Genomic DNA, 20,509 nt, shown 5'->3' with positions numbered 1-20,509 from the left:
AGTACCCGAGCCCTCATCCATTGGAGCATACGACATGGGAATGGATAGATTTACCAGCGCTGCGACCATCGATGGCAAACAGTTTGCCTCAAACCTGCTGGAAACAATCAAGAGCGATGTCGCGGCCCTTAAGGGCCAAACGGAGGCTATCCCTGGATTGGCCGTCGTGCTTGTCGGATCTGATCCGGCAAGCGCTGTTTACGTTGCTGCGAAGCAGCGCCAGACAGTGGCTGTCGGAATGAAATCATTCGAGCACCGGTTGCCGGAAGAGACTTCGCAGGAAGAGCTGATGCGTCTTGTCGCTCGCCTCAATGTCGCTGCGGAAGTCCACGGAATCCTCGTCCAGCTGCCGTTGCCCAAACATCTCGATCCAAACGCTATCATCCAGGCGATCAATCCGGACAAGGATGTAGATGGCTTCCACGTTTCGAACGCAGGCCGGCTGGCGACCGGACAGCCCGCTCTTGCTCCCTGCACGCCGCTCGGATGCATGATGCTTATCAAGGATGCGCTCGGCACAGACCTTGCTGGCCTCCACGCAGTCGTCATCGGCAAATCGAACATCGTCGGCAAGCCGATGGCGCAGATGTTGCTGAGCGCGAATTGTACAGTGACGATCGTTCATTCGCACACCAAGAACATCGCGGATATTTGCCGCTCGGCCGATGTCCTCGTCGCAGCAGCCGGACGACCCAGTCTCGTCCGCGGCGACTGGATCAAGCCTGGCGCCGTCGTCATCGACGTCGGCATCAATAGGATTGAGGAGGATGGCAAGTCGCGGATCGTTGGCGACGTTGCCTTTGCAGAGGCCGGACATGCCGGTGCGATCACGCCAGTTCCCGGCGGTGTCGGCCCCATGACCATCGCCTGCCTGTTGTCGAATACGCTGACCGCCTTTCGTCGTCAGCGAGTGGCTTGAGCAAGAAACCTAGGATCTTTCCAATGACCGACACAAAACAGCGCTTCGCGCTTCGCGTCGCATGCCCCGCGATCCGGGGTGTCACTGCTGCCATAGCGACTTACTTGTCCGAAAGCGGATGCAACATCTCTGATAGCGCACAGTTCGACGATGGCGATACCGGACGCTATTTCATGCGCGTGAGCTTTCAGCCCGACGAGACGCGGACACTCGATCAGCTTCAGCAGGGCTTCGATCCTATCGCCAGCAACTTCGGGGCAACCGCCGAGTTCTTCGACGAATCGGTCAGAAAGAAGGTGATCCTCATGGTGTCACGCTTCGGCCACTGCCTGAACGATCTCCTCTACAGATGGCGCATCGGAGCGCTTCCGATCGATATCGTAGGGGTTATCTCGAACCATATGGAATACCAGCGCGTAGTCGTTAACCACGACATCCCATTCCATTGCATCAAGGTCACAAAAGAAAACAAGCCCGAGGCCGAGGCGGCGCAAATGCGCATCGTGCAAGAATCCGGAGCTGAGCTCATTATTCTCGCCCGCTATATGCAGGTGCTTTCACATGAAATGTGCCGACAGATGTCGGGGCGGATCATCAACATCCATCACTCCTTCCTGCCGAGCTTCAAGGGCGCAAATCCCTACAAGCAAGCCTACGAGCGCGGGGTGAAGCTCATCGGCGCGACTTCACATTATGTGACAGCGGACCTGGACGAGGGTCCGATTATCGAGCAGGACATTGTGCGGGTCACGCACGCACAAAGTGCCGAAGACTACGTGAGCCTTGGCCGCGATGTTGAGAGCCAGGTTCTCGCCCGTGCGATCCAGGCTCACATCCATGGTCGCGTTTTCATCAACGGAAGCAAGGCGGTGGTCTTCCCGGCATCGCCCGGATCCTATGCCTCCGAACGCATGGGGTGAGCCCTCCAGCAACCTCAGTCTCAAATGAAAGTGGCAGTGTGACATCCGCCTACCAGTTGGCAAAGGCGGGACACGAGGTGATCGTCATCGACAGACAAAAGGGGCCAGCGCTTGAGACGAGCTTCGCCAACGCCGGTGAAATTTCCTTCGGCTACTGTTCCCCTTGGGCTGCCCCTGGCATACCGTTAAAGGCGATGAAGTGGCTGTTCATGAAGCATGCTCCTCTCATCCTTCGCCCGAAACTAGACACGGCCATGCTGTCCTGGCTGACTAGGATGCTCGCCAACTGCAATTCGGAACGGTACGCGATCAACAAAAGCCGGATGTTGCGCCTTGCCGATTACAGCCGCGTTTCGCTCGCAAGCCTTCGTGCAGAGACGGGCATCGAATACGATGGGAGAACGCAGGGAACTCAGCAGCTCTTCCGGACCAAGCAACAGCTCGACGCCTCGGCAAAAGATGTGAAGGCGCTTGCTGCTGATGGAATTCCCTACGAAGCGGTTGACCGCGATGGGTGCATCAGGTCGGAGCCCGCGCTGGCACATGTCCGGGAAAGGATTGTCGCCTCCTCACCCCAAAGAACGAGACCGGGGGCTGCTCCAAATTTGCCAATGCGCTGGCAAAGACGTCTGAGGAACTTGGCGTCAGTACTTTGGAACGGACATTATCCGGCTAGAGGTGGAAAGCGGCCGCGTGCAGGCACCGGGGCTGCGCGCCTGACGCTATAACAGCGACGACTTTATTGTCGCGCGCTTCGGTTGTCTTCCGGGAAAACCCCTCTCCCTTGTCGATTTGAGCCGGTGGCTACTGAACAACGAGGCATGAAAAATCCAACGAGAAGGGTTTCTGCTGAAGAACGGCATCCATAATGGCAGACGCAAGCGGGAAATAAGGGCTCGCTTCGCCGTCGATGCTGGGTTTCTCCAGCGCCATTGTCGCCAGAACCCGCGCAGTATCCACGCCTTCGACCGTTTCGCCAAACAAGTCGCTGGACAAGACATCAAGGACGCTGCGGCCGGTTCCGAGCCCATGGCCGAGGCGGCTGTTGCGCCCTCCGCCGACCGTGACATGCAGATCGCCGAGGCCGGCAAGCCCGAATGCTGTCGCGGCATGGCCGCCCAGTCTCTCGCAAAGCCTTGCCATTTCCAAACTGGCCTGGGTGAAGGCTGCAGCCGTGGGGTTTTTGGACTGACCGTCCGCACGTTTTTGATCGGGATATCGCGTCTGCATGGCGCTGACACCGATCGCAAAGAAATTCTTGAGTGCGGCGCAGGCTTCGACGCCCGTGACGTCGGCTGTCACCGCCAAACGGTAATAGTCCGTTTCCATGATCGCCGCGAACCGTTCGGCGGTCGAAATATCCTGACAGGCGTAAATGCTGGCGGTCGGCAGACGGTTGGCAAGTTCGCGGGCGATACACGGTCCGCCGATGCCGATGAAGGCGCTCATCATGGGAATACGGAACGGAAGCGTTTGGGCATAGGTCGACACGGTAGAACCTGCCGGGTCGAGCCCCTTTGTCACTAAGGCCACCGGACGGGGTGCTGTCATAAGCCGGTTGAGGATGTCGGTCACCCAGGCGATCCCGGGGCTGCTCACTCCGACAATAATGAAATCGGCGTCGCTGAGGTGGTGAGACCGTAGCCCGTCGAAAGGGATCGCCTCCACGTTGTCAGATAGCGCGTAGTCAAGTTTGGGATGAACCCCGCCCGGTTGCCGCATGGCAGTCACGATGTCGCTGTCGAGCGGCGTACCGACGAGCAGCACCGTGTGGTTGTTCTCGGCAGCGGGGACGCATAGGGCTGTACCCATCACACCGGCACCGAGTACGACGATTTTTGCCAAGATGACCTCCTCATGTCGTTTCAATTAGGAGGCGCAGCCGCTAGCGCATCATCGCTGCGACATTGCCGCCGTCCACCGTGATCACGGCGCCGGTGCTGGCCCGAGCCTTGGCGAGATGCACGAAGGCAGCCGCAACGTCGGAACCCGTTACCTCGCGGCCGACGAGGTTGCCACGCATATAGGCCTCCGGTGTCAGGCCGCGCGCGCGGCTTCTCTCGCTGACCATCTCGTCTGTCATCAATCCGGTACGGATCCTGTCGGCGTTGACTGCATTCGACGTGATGCCGGATGCGCCGTGCTCGATCGCGTATTGACGCATCAGCGCCATCAGCGCCGCCTTCGACGTGCCGTAGGGGCCGAAATCCGCCCCGGGATTCACGGCCTGTTTCGACACATTGAAGACGATCGCGCCACCGGTCTTCTGCTTTTCCATCACCTGCACGGCGGCACGAGCCATATAATGATGGGCCCAGAAATTCAGTTCGAATGCCTTCCGGAAGGTATCCTCCGGCACATCGAGCAGCCGGCCCTGAAACGCCGCGCCGGCATTGGAGATCAGGATGTCCACCCCGCCAAAATAGCCTGCCACTTCGGCGATGGCGGCGTCCACTGCGGCGGGATCGGTAACGTCGCAGGCGACGCCGAGCCCGCCCAGCCGCTTGGCCTGGCGTGCCACGGCGTCTTCGGCAATGTCGATCAGCGCAACCTCGGCGCCCTCGGAACGAAGCGCTTCGGCGATGGCCAGACCAAGCCCGCCAGCGGAACCGGTTACCACCGCCACCTGCCGGGTCAGGGGCTTTTCCACCTGCTTGGTCAGTTTGACCTGCTCCAGCGACCAGTATTCAATATCGAACAGATCGGCTTCGGGTAAAGCCTCGAACGATTCGATACCCTCGGCCTTGGTAATCACGTCAATCGTTGCTTCGGCCACATCGGCGCCGACAAGCGCGTTCTTGCGCGTGGCGCCAGCTGCAAACAGGCCGATCCCGGCGACATAGAAGACGCGCGGCATCGGATCGAGCATCGTCTTTCCGCCGCCGACACGGGCATTGTTGCGCTCGAAATAGGCGCGGTACTCCGCTTGGTAGACCGCGACCGCGTCACGGACCACCTCCGCCCATTCGCTCAGAAGCCCCGAGATAGGCGCAGGCAAGGCGATGCCGAAGCGCTTGATATGGATGACGTGTTCGGGTGTCGCATTGCCGCGTTTGACGAGGCCCGCCACCGTCTCGGCGTTGCAAAAGTCGAGCACCTTTTCACTGGTCCGGTGTTCGAGGATGAGACGCTTGGGTGCTCCCTCGACGCCGGTGTCGATGGCGATGGCACCGCGCAGGATCGGCGCGATCTCCGCCACCGTGGCCATCTCCACGGGCAGTTCGACGGGCGTAAAGGGCCTGGGCCGGCCTTTTGCCAACCTCCGTTCAGCCTGGTCGATCTTGTCGATCATGTCCTCATAGGCTGCGCGTGGATCGTCAGACCAAGTGAAAATACCATGCTTGAGAAGGATCATGCCATCGCCCCCGGGATTGGCGCGGAAGGCCGCATCGCACGCCTTGGCCAAGAGGAAGCCAGGCATGACATAGGGAACGATGATCGACTTGGGGAACAGGTCGCGGATGAGGTCTTCGCCATGCGGCTGGTTCGTCAGGGAGACGATCGCATTGGCATGGGTGTGGTCGATATGCTTGAAAGGGAGCAATGCATGCAGGATGGCTTCGACGGACGGGTTCGGTGCGTTCGGGTCCATCAGGAGCCGCCGCTGCAGCATCACCATCTCGTCATCGCTCAATTCGTCGAAACCGACCATGGCCTTCAGGGGCTCTAGCCGAACGGCCGGCAAGCCCTGTGGCTCGATCGTGCCCATATCCCAGCCGCTGCCCTTGACGCAAAGCACATCGACCGAGGCGCCGTCCCGATCGGTAAACGCCGCCTTAACCGACGTATTGCCGCCGCCGTGCAGCACCAGTTCCGGGTCTTGCCCGAGCAGGCGCGTCGTATAGGTCCGAATCGCCAGATCGCGGTTTACGCCCTTTCCGACATAAGCCTCGACCACGGATCCAAGCTCGCTGTCGTTCCATCTCGATTTCATCACTATTTCCTCTCTTCCCGCATCCTCGCGAACCGGGTTGCAAAAACCGAATATCCAATGGGTTCAGTGTCAGACCCGGTTTTCCGTGGCGGCGTCGAAGACATGCACCTTTTCGGGCGCGATCGAAAAACGGACATCCGCATGCGTGTCGAAATGGGCCGACTTGTCGACGATCGCCAGGAACTGACCTTCCGGACCCTCGCAGCAGAGTTGCGCCTCATGCCCCATGCGCTCGATCAGCAGCGAGCGCGCGACAATGGATCCCTGCGGATCGACCGTGACATCGGTCGGACGGACGCCGCAGATAACCCGCTGGCCGGTAAACACCTTTACGGATGGTGCGAGCCGAATGAGGCCCGCCTTGGTTTCGGCAGCCAGCGCACCCTGATCGGCGACGACGACGCCGGTCAGGAAGTTGATCGCTGACGAGCCGATGAAGTCGGCGACATACTTGCTCGCGGGCCTGTCGTAGACATCGTCCGGCGTGCCGATCTGCTCGATCTTGCCGGCCCGCATGACGACGATTTTGTCGGCCATGGTCATGGCCTCTATCTGGTCATGGGTCACATAGATCGTGGTCGTCTTCAGCCTGTTGTGAAGCTGGCGGATTTCGGTGCGCATATGCGCACGCAGCTTGGCGTCGAGGTTGGAAAGCGGCTCGTCGAACAGGAACACCGCCGCTTCGCGCACCATCGCCCGCCCCATGGCGACACGCTGGCGCTGGCCGCCCGAAAGCTCCTTCGGATACCGCTGCAGATAGGGCGTGAGATTGAGGATCTCTGCGGCGTGTTCGACACGCCTCTTGATTTCGGTCGGCGGTCGTTTTGCCACTTCCAGGCTAAACGCAATGTTCTCGTAGACCTTCATGGTCGGATAGAGCGCATAGTTCTGGAACACCATGGCGATGTCGCGGTCGCGCGGATGCACATCGTTGACGCGGCGGCCGGAGATCAGCAGATCCCCATAGGTGACGCTCTCCAGGCCTGCGGTCATGCGCAACAGGGTGGTCTTCCCACAGCCGGACGGCCCGAGCAGAACGACGAACTGGTGATCCTCGATCAAAAACGAGATATCCCGCATGATATTGAAGGCACTGAAAGATTTGCCGATGCGCTGATACTCTACGGTTGCCATGAACTTCTTCTCCACGCGTCTTTCAATTTTCATTGTTCACTACAGCCGGATCGCCGGATGTAGTGTCAGTATCTCTGCCGGGTCGGGGTGATGACGATTTCCTGCACGATCGCCTTCTGCGGAAGATTGTAGGCATTGAGGATCAGCTCCGCGACGATATCGGCGGAAATGCCGCCGCCGATCGCCTCCTTGTTGGCCTTGTAGCTGGCCAGCGTATTCTCGTCCTTCACATGATCCAGCACTTCCGTGTCAATAATGCCGGGCGGCAGGACGATGACGCGCACATCGTGCGGCGCCAAATATTCGCGGAGGCTTTCCGAGACCGCATGGACGAAATACTTGGTGCCGCAATAGACCGTGTGGTCCGGATAGGACTTGCGGCCTGCAATCGAACTCATCATCATCAGGGTGCCGTGGCGATGTGCGATCATGCCTTTCATCACCGCATGGACGGAATTCATCACGCCCTTGGTGTTGATGTCGATCATCTCGTCCCACTCTTCGGGTGGCTGCTTGGCGATGTCGCCGAGACGGGCGATGCCGGCATTGGCGAACATCATATCCACCGGTCCGAATTGCGCTTCGGCATCGGCAACGGCTGCAGCCAGTGCGGCGCGATCACGCACATCGACCTGTTTCAGCACGGCGTTCGGCAGTCCGAGCGCCTGCAGCCGGTCGAGACGGCGCGCCATCAGCAGCACCGGGTGACCGGCTGCCGAAAAAGCCCGCGCCGTCGCCTCGCCGATGCCAGAGCTCGCGCCTGTAATTGCAATCAGCGGCTTGTCCGCCATGTTTCAGCCTTCCGCACTGTTCTGGGTAGTCGATCCCCGAGAAGCGTTGCCATTGGCGAGGGCTAGAGGACATCGCAACTCGGGAACCGGTTCGTTGACGGCAGCGGAAACCGCCGCCCGTCCAATCAACCCTTCATCACTTTGCCAACCTGCGCAGCGATGTCGTCGAGGGCCTCCTTCGGCGAGCCGTAGCTGCCGGCGAAATACTTGCCGAGGCCGACGGGGATCGTATCGGTGGAAAGCTGAGCCCATTCCGGCAGATCCGGCTCGGAGCCCATATACTTGGCGATTGTCTCGCGCACGACCGGCAGGTGCCGGGTCGTACCGGCACCGACGCGGGCGTTGCCGAGCACGCGCGGATCGTCATAGACGCTGGCGCGGGTCGGACCCGTGCCGCCACCGAGCGTGGTGACCAGGGCCTGCGTGTCGGCGCAGGTCGCCCACTGCATGAACACCCACGCCGCATCCGGACTCTTGGAGTATTTTGACACGGCAAGCGACGACCCGCCCTGATGGCCGACGCCGGGGATTTCGCCGTAACCGGTTTCCTTGACGGTGCGGAGCGCGATCGGCTGCGGCGGTACCGCAACTTCGCAGAGGCCCGAAACCTTGGTCTGGGTCGGGTCGTCGAAATAGGGGAAGAACTCGCCCCACGATAGCATGGACGCCGCAACACCCTGTGCCACCGACTGGCCCTGGCCGTCCCAGGTCCAGCCATCGACGCCAGGAGGCATCGTTGCCTTGAGCTTCGTCCAGTAGTCCAGCGCCGCGACGCCCTTTTCGTCGTTACCGGTGAACTTGCCGTCCGGTCCGAAGATCGAGCCACCATGGCCCCAGAGCCACGCCGTCCAGTCGCATTCCAGGCTGTAATGGCCGGATTTCATCTGGCCGCTGGTGCCGTAGACGTTCGGGCCCATTTCGTCGGTGATGGTCTTGGAGTTGGTGTACAGCTCTTCAAGTGTCGCCGGCGCCTTGAGGCCTAGCTTCTCGTAGATATCCTTGCGATAGATCATGATGAAGATCGGGATATCGTAGGGGACGCCGACCCAGCGGTCTTTGTATTTGGCGATGCCGTCGACCAGCGCCGGCAGGAAATCATCGATGTTGTAGTTCGGCATGGCCAGATCGGGCTTGGCCTCGATCTGCTCGCGCGGATCGAAAACGTCCTGGCTGAAGGAGGCCGCCCAGCTCTGGTCGATATAGTAGAGGTCGTAGGTGCCGAGCGATGAGGCCACGTCGAGTGTCAGCTTCTGCAGAACCTGCTCCAGCGGAAGAACCTCGATCTCGACCTTGATGCCGGTCGCTTCCTCGAAGTACTTCTTCAGCTGCGAGTTGATGGCGTTTGACGGTGGCGTCGATTCCGTAGCGAGTTTGAGCGTGGTGCCGGCAAAAGGCTTGCCGACGTCCTGCAGCCACTTGATCACTTCCGGCGACGGCTGCAGCGCTTCCTGTGCATTGGCCTGCGAGAGCCCGCCAAACGGCCCGCGTCCCATTCCCATGCCGAGCGCACCTGCACCCAGGCCCAGCTTTCCGGCGGCCATCAGGAAGTCGCGGCGGCCCATTTGACCTTTGACGAACCTGTCCGTGATCGACGCGAGATAGTTCTTTCTGATACTGTCCTTCATCCTCTTCTCCTCCACTTTTAAACGGACGACAGAATTGCCGGCCGAATATTCAAGCGCCCTGCGCGCCGAATTACTGTTTCAGCGACCCCATCGTCAGGCCGCGCACCAGATGGCGCTGGACCAGCAGGATCACGATAAAGGCTGGCACGATGGCCGCTGCACCCAGCGCCGCCATATTGCCCCAGGCCGTTCCGATCGATGTCACGAAGGTCGACGACACTACCGGCACGGTCTTCAGGCCGGTCTGCGTCAGCGTCAGCACGAACAGGAATTCCGTCCAGCTGAAGATGAAGCAGAGAACCGCTGTCGCCGCGATGCCGCCCTTGGCCATCGGCAGGACGATGCGCCGGAAAATCGTCCAACGCGACGCGCCGTCGAGCAGTGCGCTCTCGTCGATCTCGGACGGAATATCGTCGAAGAAGCTCTTCAAGAGCAGCACCGCCAGCGGCAGGTTCATCAGGCCGTGGATCAGGATAACGCCGATATACGTATCGAGCAGGCTGAACTGCTTGAAGATGAAGAACATCGGGATGGCGACGGCGACCGGCGGCATCATGCGGGTTGACAACACCCAGTTAACGAACTCGTGGCGTCCGCGAAAATTCATGCGCGACAGCGAGTAGGCGGCCAGGGTGGCGACGACGATGGCAAGGACGGTCGACATCGAGGCGACAACGATCGAATCCCAAAGTCGGGGCGCCATGTAGAAATTGCCGCCGCCGGGATTGACCGTTTCCTGCCTGCCGAAACCGAAGCCGAGCGAAATGCCAAACACCTGCTCGAAATTCTTGAGCGTCGGAAGACGAAAAATTTCGGCGGCCAGTTGAAAATGTCCTTGGCGTTGCGAAAGGCGACCGACGTCCAGAAGTAGATTGGGAAGAAGAAGGCTCCAACGACGAGCCAGCCGGTGATCGTGCGCAATGTTCGGGTGCCAGCGCTCTGGTGCATGTTACCACCTCACCTTGAAGACTTTGATGAAGACGTTGGCCGTGATCATCACCATTGCCAGGCTGACGAGGCTCAGCGTCGCGCCATAACCCCATTTCAGGAACGAGAACGTCTGTTGCCAGGCATAAAGGCTGACAGTATAGGTGGCCGTTCCCGGGCCGCCCGAGGTCATGACGAAGACGTAGTCGAACACCCGGAAGAGATCGATGCCGCGCAGCAGCACCGCGACTGCGATCACCTTCGACATCATCGGCAGCGTCAGCCGGCGGAACATCTGGAAGGACGAGGCGCCATCGATCATCGCTGCTTCATAGGGCTCGGCCGGCAGCGAGCGAAGGCCAGCCATGAAGATGAGCACCATGAAGGGCGTCCACTGCCAGATTTCCGCAACGAGCACACCGGCCAAGGCCAAGGATGAGGTCGCGAGAATAGGCGTTGACTTGTCGAGAAGGCCCATCGTGTTTAGCAGATAGGGCAAGACCCCGAATTGCGGATCCTCCATCAGCAGGAACATCATTCCGGCGATGGCAGGCGGGATGACCAACGTCATCGACAGGGTAGCGCGCAGCACGCCGAAGCCCGGCAGTTCGGCATCGAGCAGCATCGCGATCGCCATGCCGAGGATGATTTCGAACACCAGCGCGATGAAGAAATAGAGGAAGGTGACGCCAAGCGCGCTCCAGAAACGCGTGTCGTTCCAAAGCTGAATCCAATTCGCCATACCGACGAATTTCAACGCGCGCTGTTTCGGCACGAATTCGTGGAAGCTCAGCCAGATATTGTAGATCAACGGGTAGATGGTGAACACGACCAGCAGGCTGACGAGCGGCAACAGCCACGGCCAGGGCGAATCTGAAATCGCTAAACGCCTCACCTGTGTGACGGACATTCCGTGCTCCTCCCAAGGGCGGATGCCGGCCTATGCGCCTCAAACCGGCGCTTCGGCCTTCTCCTGGCCTGTACCCGCTCCTCTGCGGGTTCGGGCCTCGAACCTGTTTCTCGTCCTCTCCGGCACAACCCGGCTCATGTCCTTCGTTCGGCCAGCGGCGCGTCCTATCGCGCCACAGCAATCCCCTTGCGGTCCGCCTTGCGTGCGGAGCGCTCCTCGGCCATCCATACGTCCAGTTCGGCGATCTGGTCCTTGCGCATGCGGATGCCGGCCTTGGTCCGGCGAAAAACCGCGTCCTCTGCGGTCCGTGCAAATTCGCGCTGCATCAGGAAACGGACTTCCGCCTCGGTTAGATCGGGACCGAAGGTGCGGCCCAGATCGGCCCTGACCCGCGAACCGGCGAGAATATCTCTGGCTTCGATCCCGTAATGCCTGACAAGGCGGCGGGCGGCGCGCTTGTCGAGAAAGGTGTATTCGAGGCTCAGGTCCTGTGCGAGCCGGTCCGCCCCGTCCGCCGGAAAATCACCGCCTGGCAAACGCTGTCGCCCGGTCCATCCCGCCTTGTACGTCCATTGCGGGAAACGTCCCGCCAGCACGCGCAACGCATCCTCGGCAAGGCAGCGATAGGTGGTGATCTTGCCGCCGAAGACGCTCAGAAGCGGAGCTTCATTATCGGCGCCATCGACTTTCAGCACATAGTCGCGCGTCGTCTCCTGCGCAGTGGCAGCACGGTCGTCATAAAGGGGACGGACACCGGAATAGGTCCAGACGACATCGGCCGGCGTCACAGCGCGCTTGAAATAAGAGGACGCTGCCTTGCAGAGATAATCGACCTCGTCATCCGATATGCGGACTTCTTCCGGTTCGCCCTTGTAGTCGACGTCCGTCGTCCCAATTAGCGTGAAGTCTTCCTCATAGGGGATGGCGAAGAAAATACGCCCGTCGGGATTCTGGAAGATGTAGCAGCGGTCATGGTCATAAAGGAAAGGCACGACGATATGCGAGCCCTTGACGAGCCGGATAGATCCGGCCGCGTTTCGGCCAATCGCTGTTGCCAGAACCTGATCCACCCACGGACCGGCGGCATTGACGAGCGCCCGCGCACGGATGGTCTCGACCACGCCCGTTTCCACGTCCTCGACACTCACATGCCAGAGCCCTTTTTCCCGCAGAGCCCGGATGCAGCGGGTACGCGTGCGGATGTCGGCGCCATAGGTTTCGGCATCGCGAGCATTGAGCACCACCAGGCGATTGTCCTGCACCCAGCAGTCGGAATATTCGAACCCAACCGAGGAGACATCCCGCAGCGATGCACCGGCCGGATGGCGCGACAATCGCAGCGTTTTCGTGCCCGGCAGTTTTTGTCGTCCGCCGAGGTGATCGTAGAGGAACAGGCCAAGCCGCAGCAGCCAGGCTGGCCGAAGGCCCTTGCGATGCGGCAGCACGAAGCGCAGCGGCCAGATGATATGCGGCGCGATCCGCCACAACACTTCCCGCTCGCTCAGCGCATGGCGCACCAGCTTGAACTTGTAATGTTCCAGATAGCGCAGCCCACCGTGAATAAGCTTGGTCGAGGCCGAGGAGGTCGCCGAGCCGAGATCCGATTTCTCGCAGAGAAAGACGCTCAGGCCGCGACCGGCCGCATCGCGGGCAATGCCCGCGCCATTGATGCCGCCGCCAACGATTGCGAGATCGTAGAGGGGAGCCGTCATGCCGCAACCCTCCCCTTGCGCGCATCGAGAATGCGGTTGGCGACTTCGACAAATCCATGCCCACCCTCATGCAACGTCACATAGGCGGGCTCCGAGTCGATCCGCCCGCGAAATCGCAACACATTGGCAACGCCGCAGGCATTGGGGAAAAAATGGAACATCGGCGCGTCATTGGGGCTGTCACCGACGAACACGACTTTGTCCTTGTGGCCGTCGATATCCAACCCCAGCACATCGGCGGCAAACCGCCGCGTCATGGTCAGCTTGTCATAGGCGCCGTACCAGCCATTGACGTGGATCGACGAAACCTTGGCGACCGCGCCCTCCTCCTCGAAGATCCGTTTGATGCGCTCCACCTCGCTGGCGGACAGCGGGGGGACGTCCTCGCAGAAATCGATGGCAAGATCAGCCTCGCGATAGGGCTGATCGGCAGAGATCGCCGTACCCGGCACTTCGGCCAGAATGCGCGCCCGTACCGCTTCAAGTTTTTTGCGATCACTGGCGCGCTGGTCGTCATTGATCGCAAAGACCCGGCGCATCCGCCGGCTGTCCTGATGATAGGAGAAATAGAAGGCGCCATTCTCGCCGACGACACCGGAAACCGGCCACATCCGGGCGATCATGTCGCACCAGCCGGCCGGACGGCCGGTGATCGGCGCGACGGCAACCCCCGCAGCCTGAAGCCGCTCCAGCGCTTCATAGGCGCAGGCCGGCAGCCGGCCGTCATTGGTCAGTGTGTCGTCAATATCCGCAAACAGAGTGCTAATCCTGCCTGCATCCTCGACTGGCATTTCGGAGATCGAGCGCATGGCCTCAAACCTCCCCGCCAACAAAATCCTCAAGAATGCCGGCATCGGCGGCAATGTCGAGGAAGGAGTAGCGATTGCGCATCTCGCGGCAATGGATAACCGCCTCGCGATAGAAGTGGGGCGGCACACCGAGTTCCCTGGCCGTCGTCGGCCCACCCGCCGCCGTCAGTAGCCGGGTCATTTCATCGACTGGGATGACGAAGGCCTTCAATTCCTCGCGCAGGACCGGCCAGAGATCGGCGATCTTGTCGTTGAGCGCGCCAATTGCCCTGTCGCTGAAAATCTTGGGCTGAATCTCAGTATAACATTGTCTTGCAATGTCAGCACCCATGCGACGCGCCATATCGCCGACGTCGATCCTGGTTGCCTTCATCACCGGTGGCGTGGCGTTTTCCAGGAATTGGCGCTGCAGCCGGGCCATGGTCAGTACCCCGACGCCCACCTGCTGGCCGTGCAGGGTGCCGGGATGCTCGGCTCCGGCGAAACAATCGATGTAATGCGAAATCTGATGCTCGCCCATCGAGCCGTGGTTGGACATCCCGGTAAACGACACACCAAGTCCGCAGAGCGTCAGCACGCGATAGAGATAGCCATTAGCTGCGACATCGCCGCTGCCGATGCCTTCGGCGCGCCGGTTGAGCTCGATCTCGTCCCGCTCCTGGATAACATAGGGAAGGTTTGAATAGACTGTTCCGAACAAGCGGTGCGAGAGCCACCAGTCGACCTGCGCCACCGAACGAACAAGGCAGTCGGCAAAGCCCGCAGCGGACAGATAGGTCGGCGCGGATGCCGCGACGCCAAGATCGACGAAAAAACCAGCCGGCGCATGCGACGGTAGCGAGACCTTGAGCCCGCTTGCTAGCGTGATAGACGCCGTCGTTGACGTATAACCGTTCATCGAGGCGGCGGTGCCGAAGATGCAATAGCGGCGGTTGTCGAGGCCGGTAACATATTTGACCAAGTCGTTGATCGTGCCCGACCCGACCGCGACTACGCCCTCGGCACCGTTCAGCTTTTCGGTCAACTGCGCCACAGTGGCCATGTCGGCATGCGGATGATCGAGGAGGATGGTTTTGACTGGACCGAGCTTTTCGAGTGCACCCGCGACACGTGCGCCCATTGCCTCCCAGGTCGCATGATCGGCAACCACGGTGTGGCTCCCGCCGAGCGCGAGGTCTGCTACCAGTTCGGCTTCGCGCCCTTCCAGACTTTCCGCAATGACAATCGACTCATAGGGCGCGACAGCACGCTTTCCGGACTCCGGATTGACCCAGCGTCCTCCCACCACGTCATCGATAAGGGCGTTCCAACCGCCCTCGGGAGCGTTTGCCACGCTGCCCTGGTTCCTTGCCGTTTCCATTCCCGAAGTCCGTTTTTTCAGATGTTGGCAAATGACACCACGGTGTGACACTTGTCAATACACATGACAGAGCATGTTGACATTTGCCATCCGATGCCGCCTGATGGGATCGAACAACAAGAAAATTCGAGGAAAAAGATGCAGGACGCAGGTGTCACCCTGCCCACGGAATTCGACGACGCCGTCACTTGGGCGGCTTGGCTCTACTACGCCGACGAGATGACCCAGGGCGAAGTCGCCACGACGCTGAATGTCTCGCGCGCAACCATCGTCAACTATCTGCAGGAGGCGCGGGAACGTGGCATCGTGTCGATCCGCATTAACACGCATGCGAGCGGCCGCACCCGGATCGCGCGTGGCCTGATGGAAAAATTCGGCCTTCAAGGCGCGCTGGTCATCCCCTCGACCGGAGATCGCGATCTCGTGCGCAGGTTGGGAAATGCCGGAGCACGGGTTCTGGCCGAACAGGTGGCGACGGGAGACGTGATCGGGGTGGCTTGGGGACGCACCGTGCTTTCGGTCGCGGACCAGATTTCCCTTCCGGAACCGGTCCCAAATCTTACCGTGGTCCAGGTCTCGGGAAGTTCGACGGGCGAACCGGATTTTTCGCCCGAATTGTGCACCTCGCTCCTGTCGAGCCGGATCGGCGCGCGTTGCGTAAACCTTCTTGCCCCAGCTATTTTGTCGACCAGGGAACTCAGGGCGATGCTGCTAGACGAACCGGTGTTGAAGAAACAGTTCGATCTCATACACTCGACTAATCGCATACTGTTCGGCGTCGGCGATGTCGGCCCGAATAGCACCGTCCGTGCGTCCGGGATCGCAAGTCAGGCTGAAATCGACGCTTATGTCGAAAATGGCGCCGTCGCGGTCATCATCGGTCGCTTCATTGACGCGCATGGTCGTGCCGTGGGCGGGGATCACGACGAGCGAATGGTTGGAATCGCGCTGGAAGAGCTGATCCAGACGCCCAACAGGATTTGCGTAGCGGGTGGAAGCGGCAAGATCGAGGCCATTAGTGCGACGCTTGAAGGTGGCTACTCGACGCACTTCGTCACCGACATGGCCACGGGAGAGGCCTTGCTGGCGGTTTGACCATCACAAGCGGGGGCCGGACAGCCGCTGCATGTGGAGGGGAACCCAACTGCGTCGCACCGGCTCGTCCCGAGGCGGATCGCTTTTTCGGAGAGGAGCCGCTTTCATGCAGTCAGAGGAACGGTATGTCATTGGGATCGATTCATCGACGCAATCGGTGAAAGCTATTGCCTGGTCGAAAGACGGGCAGCCCTGTTTCGAGGGTCGTTCGCCGCACACGCTGTCAAGCCCCGACGCCTATCGCGCCGAACAGGATCCAAACGAGTGGTGGAGCGCGGCTATCACTGCGTTGAAGGCCGTGACCGATACTATCGCACCGGACCGCATCGATGGCGTGGCGATTTCTAATCAGCGCGAGACAATGGCGCTGCTGGACGACCAGGGGCGTCCGTTGGCTCCCGCCACGGTCTGGCTCGACCGGCGCGCTCGGGACATGCCTGCAATCCTTGCAAACGAACTGGGCGCAGAGACTTTACATGCCATATCAGGCAAGCCGGTCGATATCCTTCCCTGCGTCTATCGCCTGCGCTGGATGCGTACTCACCAACCAGATCTGCTTGATAAGGCCACTCATATTCTGTCCGTACATGACTATCTGACGATGCGCCTGTGCGGCGCGCCTCAGGCGACATGGACCAGCGCCGATCCGTTCGGCATTTTCGATATCGTCAGCAAAACCTGGTCGACGAAAATACTCGATCATCTGATGATCGATGAGGCCAAGTTTCCATCGCTCAATCCGCCGGCCTCCCAAATCGGCGCCGTCTCGCAGGAAGCCGCTGCAGAGACCGGGTTGAGACCGGGCACGCCGATCTTTGCCGCCGGCGGAGATGGTCACTGCGCCGCCCTTGGCGTCGGCGCGATCGAACCGGGAACGGTCTATCTCAATCTCGGAACGGCGGTTGTGGGTGGCGTCTGGTCGGCGACGCCGGAATTGAGCGGGCATTGGCGGACGCTGGTATCGCCTACCGGCGACGGTTATATCTTGGAGAGCGTACAGCGCGGCGGTGCTTTTTTCGTGAATTGGCTGCTCGATAATTTCGCTGGTGGACGCGCGGATGCGGCGGTTTTCCAACGACTGGAGGCGGAGGCTATGCGCCTGCCCGTCGGCTCTGACGGGCTAATGGTTTGCCCGTACCTGATGGGATGTATGGATCCCTACTGGGATGAAAATGCGCGGGCGAGTTTCACGGGCTTCGGGCCGGATCATGGAATGGGTCATCTCTATCGCGCATCACTCGAGGCGATCACGCTCGAATTTGCAAGGAGCTTGCAGCAGATGAGGGCCAAGGGGCTTGCGGCCGCGCGCATCTTCGTGATCGGCGGTGGTGCTTCGAGTCTGCTGTGGCGAAAGATGGTTTCAGATGCGACAGGGCTTCCTGTCCATCGCAGCCTCTCGAACGAGGCATCGGCACTCGGTGCAGGCATGTCGGCTGCGGTGGGTGCCGGGTGGTACACGAATTTCCACGAAGCGAAAAATGCCATGGCGCGGACGACCGAAGCACTTGCGCCTGATCCTGCCGCTTACCAAGATTGGCTTATCCTCTCCGAAAGACAGGCCCATGTTTACATCAACAATCGCGAACGGTGATTGACTTCATGAAGCCTGTCGGTGGTGTCTACGCTGAGGTCGGCAGACGAGCCCAAGCGAACTGGGGCGGCATCGCTCGGAAGTCGGAAGTCGAACTAGTTCGAATCCTGTCGGGTGCGCCATTTTTACCATACGTTTTTCGGCGGCGGCAGAGCATGACGGGCTTCTTCAACCAGGAGCCTGACCATGACCCATCCCGCATCGCATGCATGATCACCGCCAGCTTGCGCGCTAGGGCCACGGCCGCTCGCTTGAAGCCAAGCCGTTCTTTCAGTTCCAACGCCCAGGTTCGCAGAGTGCTGGTGTCCGTTGATCGGTTCAGGATGACCGCCGCCGCCTCGTACAGAAGTCCGCGGAGCTGACTATCGCCACGGCGCGAGATATGACCGTCATGATCGATCTCGCCGGACTGATAGCGCCTCGGCGTCAGGCCCACCCACGCGCCCACTGTGCGAGAGTTCCTGAAGTTCGCGGGATTCTCCACGGCTGCGGCAAAGGCGGTGGCTGTGACAGTGCCTACACCGGGCACTGACATGAGCAGTCGGCAGTGCTGGTCATTACGCGCCATCGCTGCCAACTGTTTGCTCAGCTCTGCTGTCTGGTGCCGGATATCACTCCAGGCCCGAAGCATCGGAACCACGATCCGCGCCAGCTTGTCCTCACCTTGAAGAAGGTCGCGGACGTTGCGCTCGAACACACTGCCGGCGCCCTTGGGCACGACGAGGCCGAACGTCTTCATCAGCCCGCGAATCTGGTTGGATATCTGCAACCGCATCTGAGAAGCTGGCGCCGTGCGGTGATCAGCGTGCGGATCAGCATGCTGTCAAAACCCTTGACCCGAACTTCTCGGTAGAAACCGACCTCGGCAGATGTGCCAGGCCATCCGCATCATTCGCGTCGGTCTTGTTCGCGGCCAAATCGAGCGCGGCCTTGGCATGCCGCGCGTCGATGCAGATCGCGGGCAGTCCCTCTGCCGTCAACGGTGGTAGAACCACACCGACAGCGGCCCCGTCTCGAATACCACCCGCCGGACCTGGGGTGCTTGCGGATTGCCGCCGCAATCAGTTGCGGGTCGGACGCGCACTTGCCCCGCCAGATCCTCTGCCGTCCTGACGGATCGAAATTGCCGTCTCTTTCGTGGATACGTCGAGAGCGATATACTGCTTATGGCTGTCCTCCGTTCGATGCCTGGGCCTGGTGTCAATCGAGAGCCCGTTCTTCATCCTATCGGGGGAAAGCCAGCCGGCTAGAGGTTCGAACATCGCCGCCACGTCTCAGGTGGCCACCGCTCCCGCAATTATGCTTCGGACGGGCGAGCTATTTGATCCACACGGAGGAACGCGAGCCGCGGCCTGATACTTCAGTCGCTCGCTAGCGACGATTCCGTCAGACCATTCCACCAACAGCGTTCTTACAGGGGACGCATCGAGCTGTCCCTGCCGGGACGTGGCTGAGACCATTCCGCGAAGCGGGAAGCAACTGCCTCGGCAGCAGATTGCGCAACGAACACAGGAAGATCTCACCTGCGAAACTCATCCTGCGGCGATCTTGCATCGACCGCGAAGACGACCCTGTACCCCGCATGCGGACGAACGAGCATCGACAGAAAGGACGACGGCCTTGCACTCACTGGGTTTGGACACCAGTTCGAGAGCCCTGAGGCGCTGCTGTCACGTGGGATGGCTGCCTCGCAGGCGCCGCCCGCCGATAGCTCATGGGCGGCTTGAGGCGGCGATCGCGGGATAGTCGGTATAGCCGGCGGGGCCGCCGCCATAGAGCGTCGCCGAGTTGAACTCCGTCAGCGGCGTGCGCGTCTTCAGCCGTTCCACAAGGTCGGGATTGGCGATGAACGGGCGCCCGAAGGCGAAGAGGTCCGCCTTGCCGTCGGCGAGCCGAGACGCCGCGAGTTCGAGGTCATAGCCGTTATTGGCGATATAGGTATTGTTGAAGCGCCGGCGGAGCGATCCGAAGTCGAACGGCGCGACATCGCGCGATCCGCCCGTGGCGCCCTCGACGACATGGATATAGACGATGCCCAAAGCGTCGAGTTGATCGACGATATAGTCGAACTGCGCCTGAGGGGAGCTGCTCGAGACGCCGTTGGCGGGCGAGACGGGCGAAATCCGGATCCCGGTTCGCTCGGCACCGATCTCCTCGACCACCGCAGTCGCAACCTCCAGCATCAGCCGGGCGCGGTTCTCGACCGATCCGCCATACGCATCCGTGCGGACATTGGCACCGTCCTTGGCGAACTGGTCCAGCAGATAGCCGTTGGCGCCATGAATCTCGACGCCATCGAAGCCCGCCTCAATGGCGTTCGCGGCTGCTTGCCGGAAATCGTTGACGATCCCCGCAAGCTCGTCGAGCGCCAGCGCGCGGGGCTCCGAAACCTCGGCAAAGCCGTTGTTCACGAACGTCTTGGTCGCGGCCCGGATTGCCGAGGGCGCCACGGGCGCGGCGCCGTTCGCCTGCAGATCGACGTGCGAGACGCGACCAACATGCCAGAGCTGCAGGAAGATACGTCCGCCCTTGGCGTGCACGGCTGTCGTGACCTTGCGCCAGCCGTCGATCTGAGCCTGGGAGTAGATGCCGGGCGTGTCTTGGTAACCTTGTCCCTGCCGCGAGATCTGCGTGGCCTCGGAGATCAGCAGGCCGGCCGAGGCCCGCTGGCCGTAATACTCGGCGGCAAGATCGCCCGGAACGAAGCCCGGGCCAGCGCGATTGCGCGTCAGGGGCGCCATGACGATACGATTGGAGAGGGTCAGCGAGCCGAGGGTATAGG

The 20,509-nt window shown here is 60.8% G+C and carries 14 protein-coding genes and 3 pseudogenes; 5 read left to right on the top strand and 12 right to left on the bottom strand.

Annotated elements, in window-relative coordinates; translation table 11 throughout:
* Nucleotides 1-34 precede the first annotated feature (34 nt).
* From folD to NKH02_RS24275, 3 genes and pseudogenes are all read left to right on the top strand, one after another.
* Complete coding sequence (gene folD, locus NKH02_RS24285; RefSeq protein ID WP_352869738.1) at nt 35-919, top strand: bifunctional methylenetetrahydrofolate dehydrogenase/methenyltetrahydrofolate cyclohydrolase FolD; 885 nt, start codon at nt 35-37, stop codon at nt 917-919.
* Nucleotides 920-942: 23 nt separating this feature from the next.
* Nucleotides 943-1,839 (top strand): formyltetrahydrofolate deformylase, encoded by an 897-nt coding sequence (gene purU / locus NKH02_RS24280; RefSeq protein ID WP_352882078.1) that lies wholly within the window; start codon nt 943-945, stop codon nt 1,837-1,839.
* A gap of 38 nt (nt 1,840-1,877) precedes the next feature.
* Nucleotides 1,878-2,538 (top strand): annotated as a pseudogene (locus NKH02_RS24275) (FAD-dependent oxidoreductase); the annotation flags it as partial.
* Nucleotides 2,539-2,643: 105 nt separating this feature from the next.
* On the opposite strand, the gene NKH02_RS24270 reads toward NKH02_RS24275, so the two are convergent.
* The 10 genes and pseudogenes from NKH02_RS24270 to NKH02_RS24225 all read right to left on the bottom strand — a co-directional run bounded on the left by NKH02_RS24270 (nt 2,644) and on the right by NKH02_RS24225 (nt 15,041).
* Nucleotides 2,644-3,684: an NAD(P)H-dependent glycerol-3-phosphate dehydrogenase gene (locus NKH02_RS24270; protein WP_352869742.1), complete on the bottom strand. Its 1,041-nt coding sequence runs from the start codon at nt 3,682-3,684 to the stop codon at nt 2,644-2,646.
* A gap of 40 nt (nt 3,685-3,724) precedes the next feature.
* The gene (locus NKH02_RS24265; RefSeq protein ID WP_352882076.1) at nt 3,725-5,773 is read right to left on the bottom strand and encodes a bifunctional aldolase/short-chain dehydrogenase; all 2,049 of its coding nucleotides are present in this window, start codon (nt 5,771-5,773) and stop codon (nt 3,725-3,727) included.
* A 69-nt stretch (nt 5,774-5,842) separates the two neighbouring features.
* Nucleotides 5,843-6,907 (bottom strand): ABC transporter ATP-binding protein, encoded by a 1,065-nt coding sequence (locus NKH02_RS24260; RefSeq protein WP_352869746.1) that lies wholly within the window; start codon nt 6,905-6,907, stop codon nt 5,843-5,845.
* A 65-nt stretch (nt 6,908-6,972) separates the two neighbouring features.
* On the bottom strand, nt 6,973-7,698 hold the full coding sequence (locus tag NKH02_RS24255) for an SDR family oxidoreductase (protein ID WP_352882074.1): 726 nt from the start codon (nt 7,696-7,698) through the stop codon (nt 6,973-6,975).
* Between the two features lie 125 nt (nt 7,699-7,823).
* Nucleotides 7,824-9,323 carry an ABC transporter substrate-binding protein gene (locus tag NKH02_RS24250; RefSeq protein WP_352882073.1) on the bottom strand — a complete coding sequence of 500 codons (1,500 nt, stop codon included), beginning with the start codon at nt 9,321-9,323 and terminating at the stop codon, nt 7,824-7,826.
* Nucleotides 9,324-9,393: 70 nt separating this feature from the next.
* Nucleotides 9,394-10,271: pseudogene (locus NKH02_RS24245) on the bottom strand (carbohydrate ABC transporter permease).
* 1 nt (nt 10,272) lies between these two features.
* A complete protein-coding gene (locus NKH02_RS24240; protein WP_352882071.1) occupies nt 10,273-11,160 on the bottom strand; it encodes a carbohydrate ABC transporter permease in 888 nt (295 codons plus the stop codon).
* A 164-nt stretch (nt 11,161-11,324) separates the two neighbouring features.
* Nucleotides 11,325-12,872 carry a glycerol-3-phosphate dehydrogenase gene (gene glpD / locus NKH02_RS24235; protein WP_352869756.1) on the bottom strand — a complete coding sequence of 516 codons (1,548 nt, stop codon included), beginning with the start codon at nt 12,870-12,872 and terminating at the stop codon, nt 11,325-11,327.
* A complete protein-coding gene (locus tag NKH02_RS24230) occupies nt 12,869-13,681 on the bottom strand; it encodes an HAD-IIB family hydrolase (RefSeq protein WP_352869758.1) in 813 nt (270 codons plus the stop codon). Before NKH02_RS24230 ends, glpD begins: the two co-directional genes overlap by 4 nt.
* Before the next feature lie 4 nt (nt 13,682-13,685).
* On the bottom strand, nt 13,686-15,041 hold the full coding sequence (locus NKH02_RS24225) for a sn-glycerol-1-phosphate dehydrogenase (protein ID WP_352882069.1): 1,356 nt from the start codon (nt 15,039-15,041) through the stop codon (nt 13,686-13,688).
* 138 nt (nt 15,042-15,179) lie between these two features.
* Here NKH02_RS24225 and NKH02_RS24220 point away from each other — a divergent pair, with 138 nt between their 5' ends.
* Both NKH02_RS24220 and NKH02_RS24215 read left to right on the top strand, forming a co-directional pair.
* The gene (locus tag NKH02_RS24220; protein WP_352869762.1) at nt 15,180-16,136 is read left to right on the top strand and encodes a sugar-binding transcriptional regulator; all 957 of its coding nucleotides are present in this window, start codon (nt 15,180-15,182) and stop codon (nt 16,134-16,136) included.
* A 106-nt stretch (nt 16,137-16,242) separates the two neighbouring features.
* Nucleotides 16,243-17,727 carry a xylulokinase gene (locus tag NKH02_RS24215; RefSeq protein ID WP_352882066.1) on the top strand — a complete coding sequence of 495 codons (1,485 nt, stop codon included), beginning with the start codon at nt 16,243-16,245 and terminating at the stop codon, nt 17,725-17,727.
* 199 nt (nt 17,728-17,926) lie between these two features.
* On the opposite strand, the pseudogene NKH02_RS24210 reads toward NKH02_RS24215, so the two are convergent.
* A pseudogene (locus tag NKH02_RS24210) lies at nt 17,927-18,950 on the bottom strand (IS110 family RNA-guided transposase); the annotation flags it as partial.
* Between the two features lie 489 nt (nt 18,951-19,439).
* Nucleotides 19,440-20,509: alkene reductase (locus tag NKH02_RS24205; protein WP_352882064.1), on the bottom strand; the 1,070-nt coding region annotated here is incomplete at its 5' end.

Source organism: Mesorhizobium sp. M1396 (genome assembly GCF_040317725.1).
In the GTDB taxonomy this organism is placed as follows: Bacteria; Pseudomonadota; Alphaproteobacteria; order Rhizobiales; family Rhizobiaceae; genus Mesorhizobium.
Note: the sequence above shows the minus strand (reverse complement) of the source record. Positions and strands in the feature narration are given on the sequence as shown.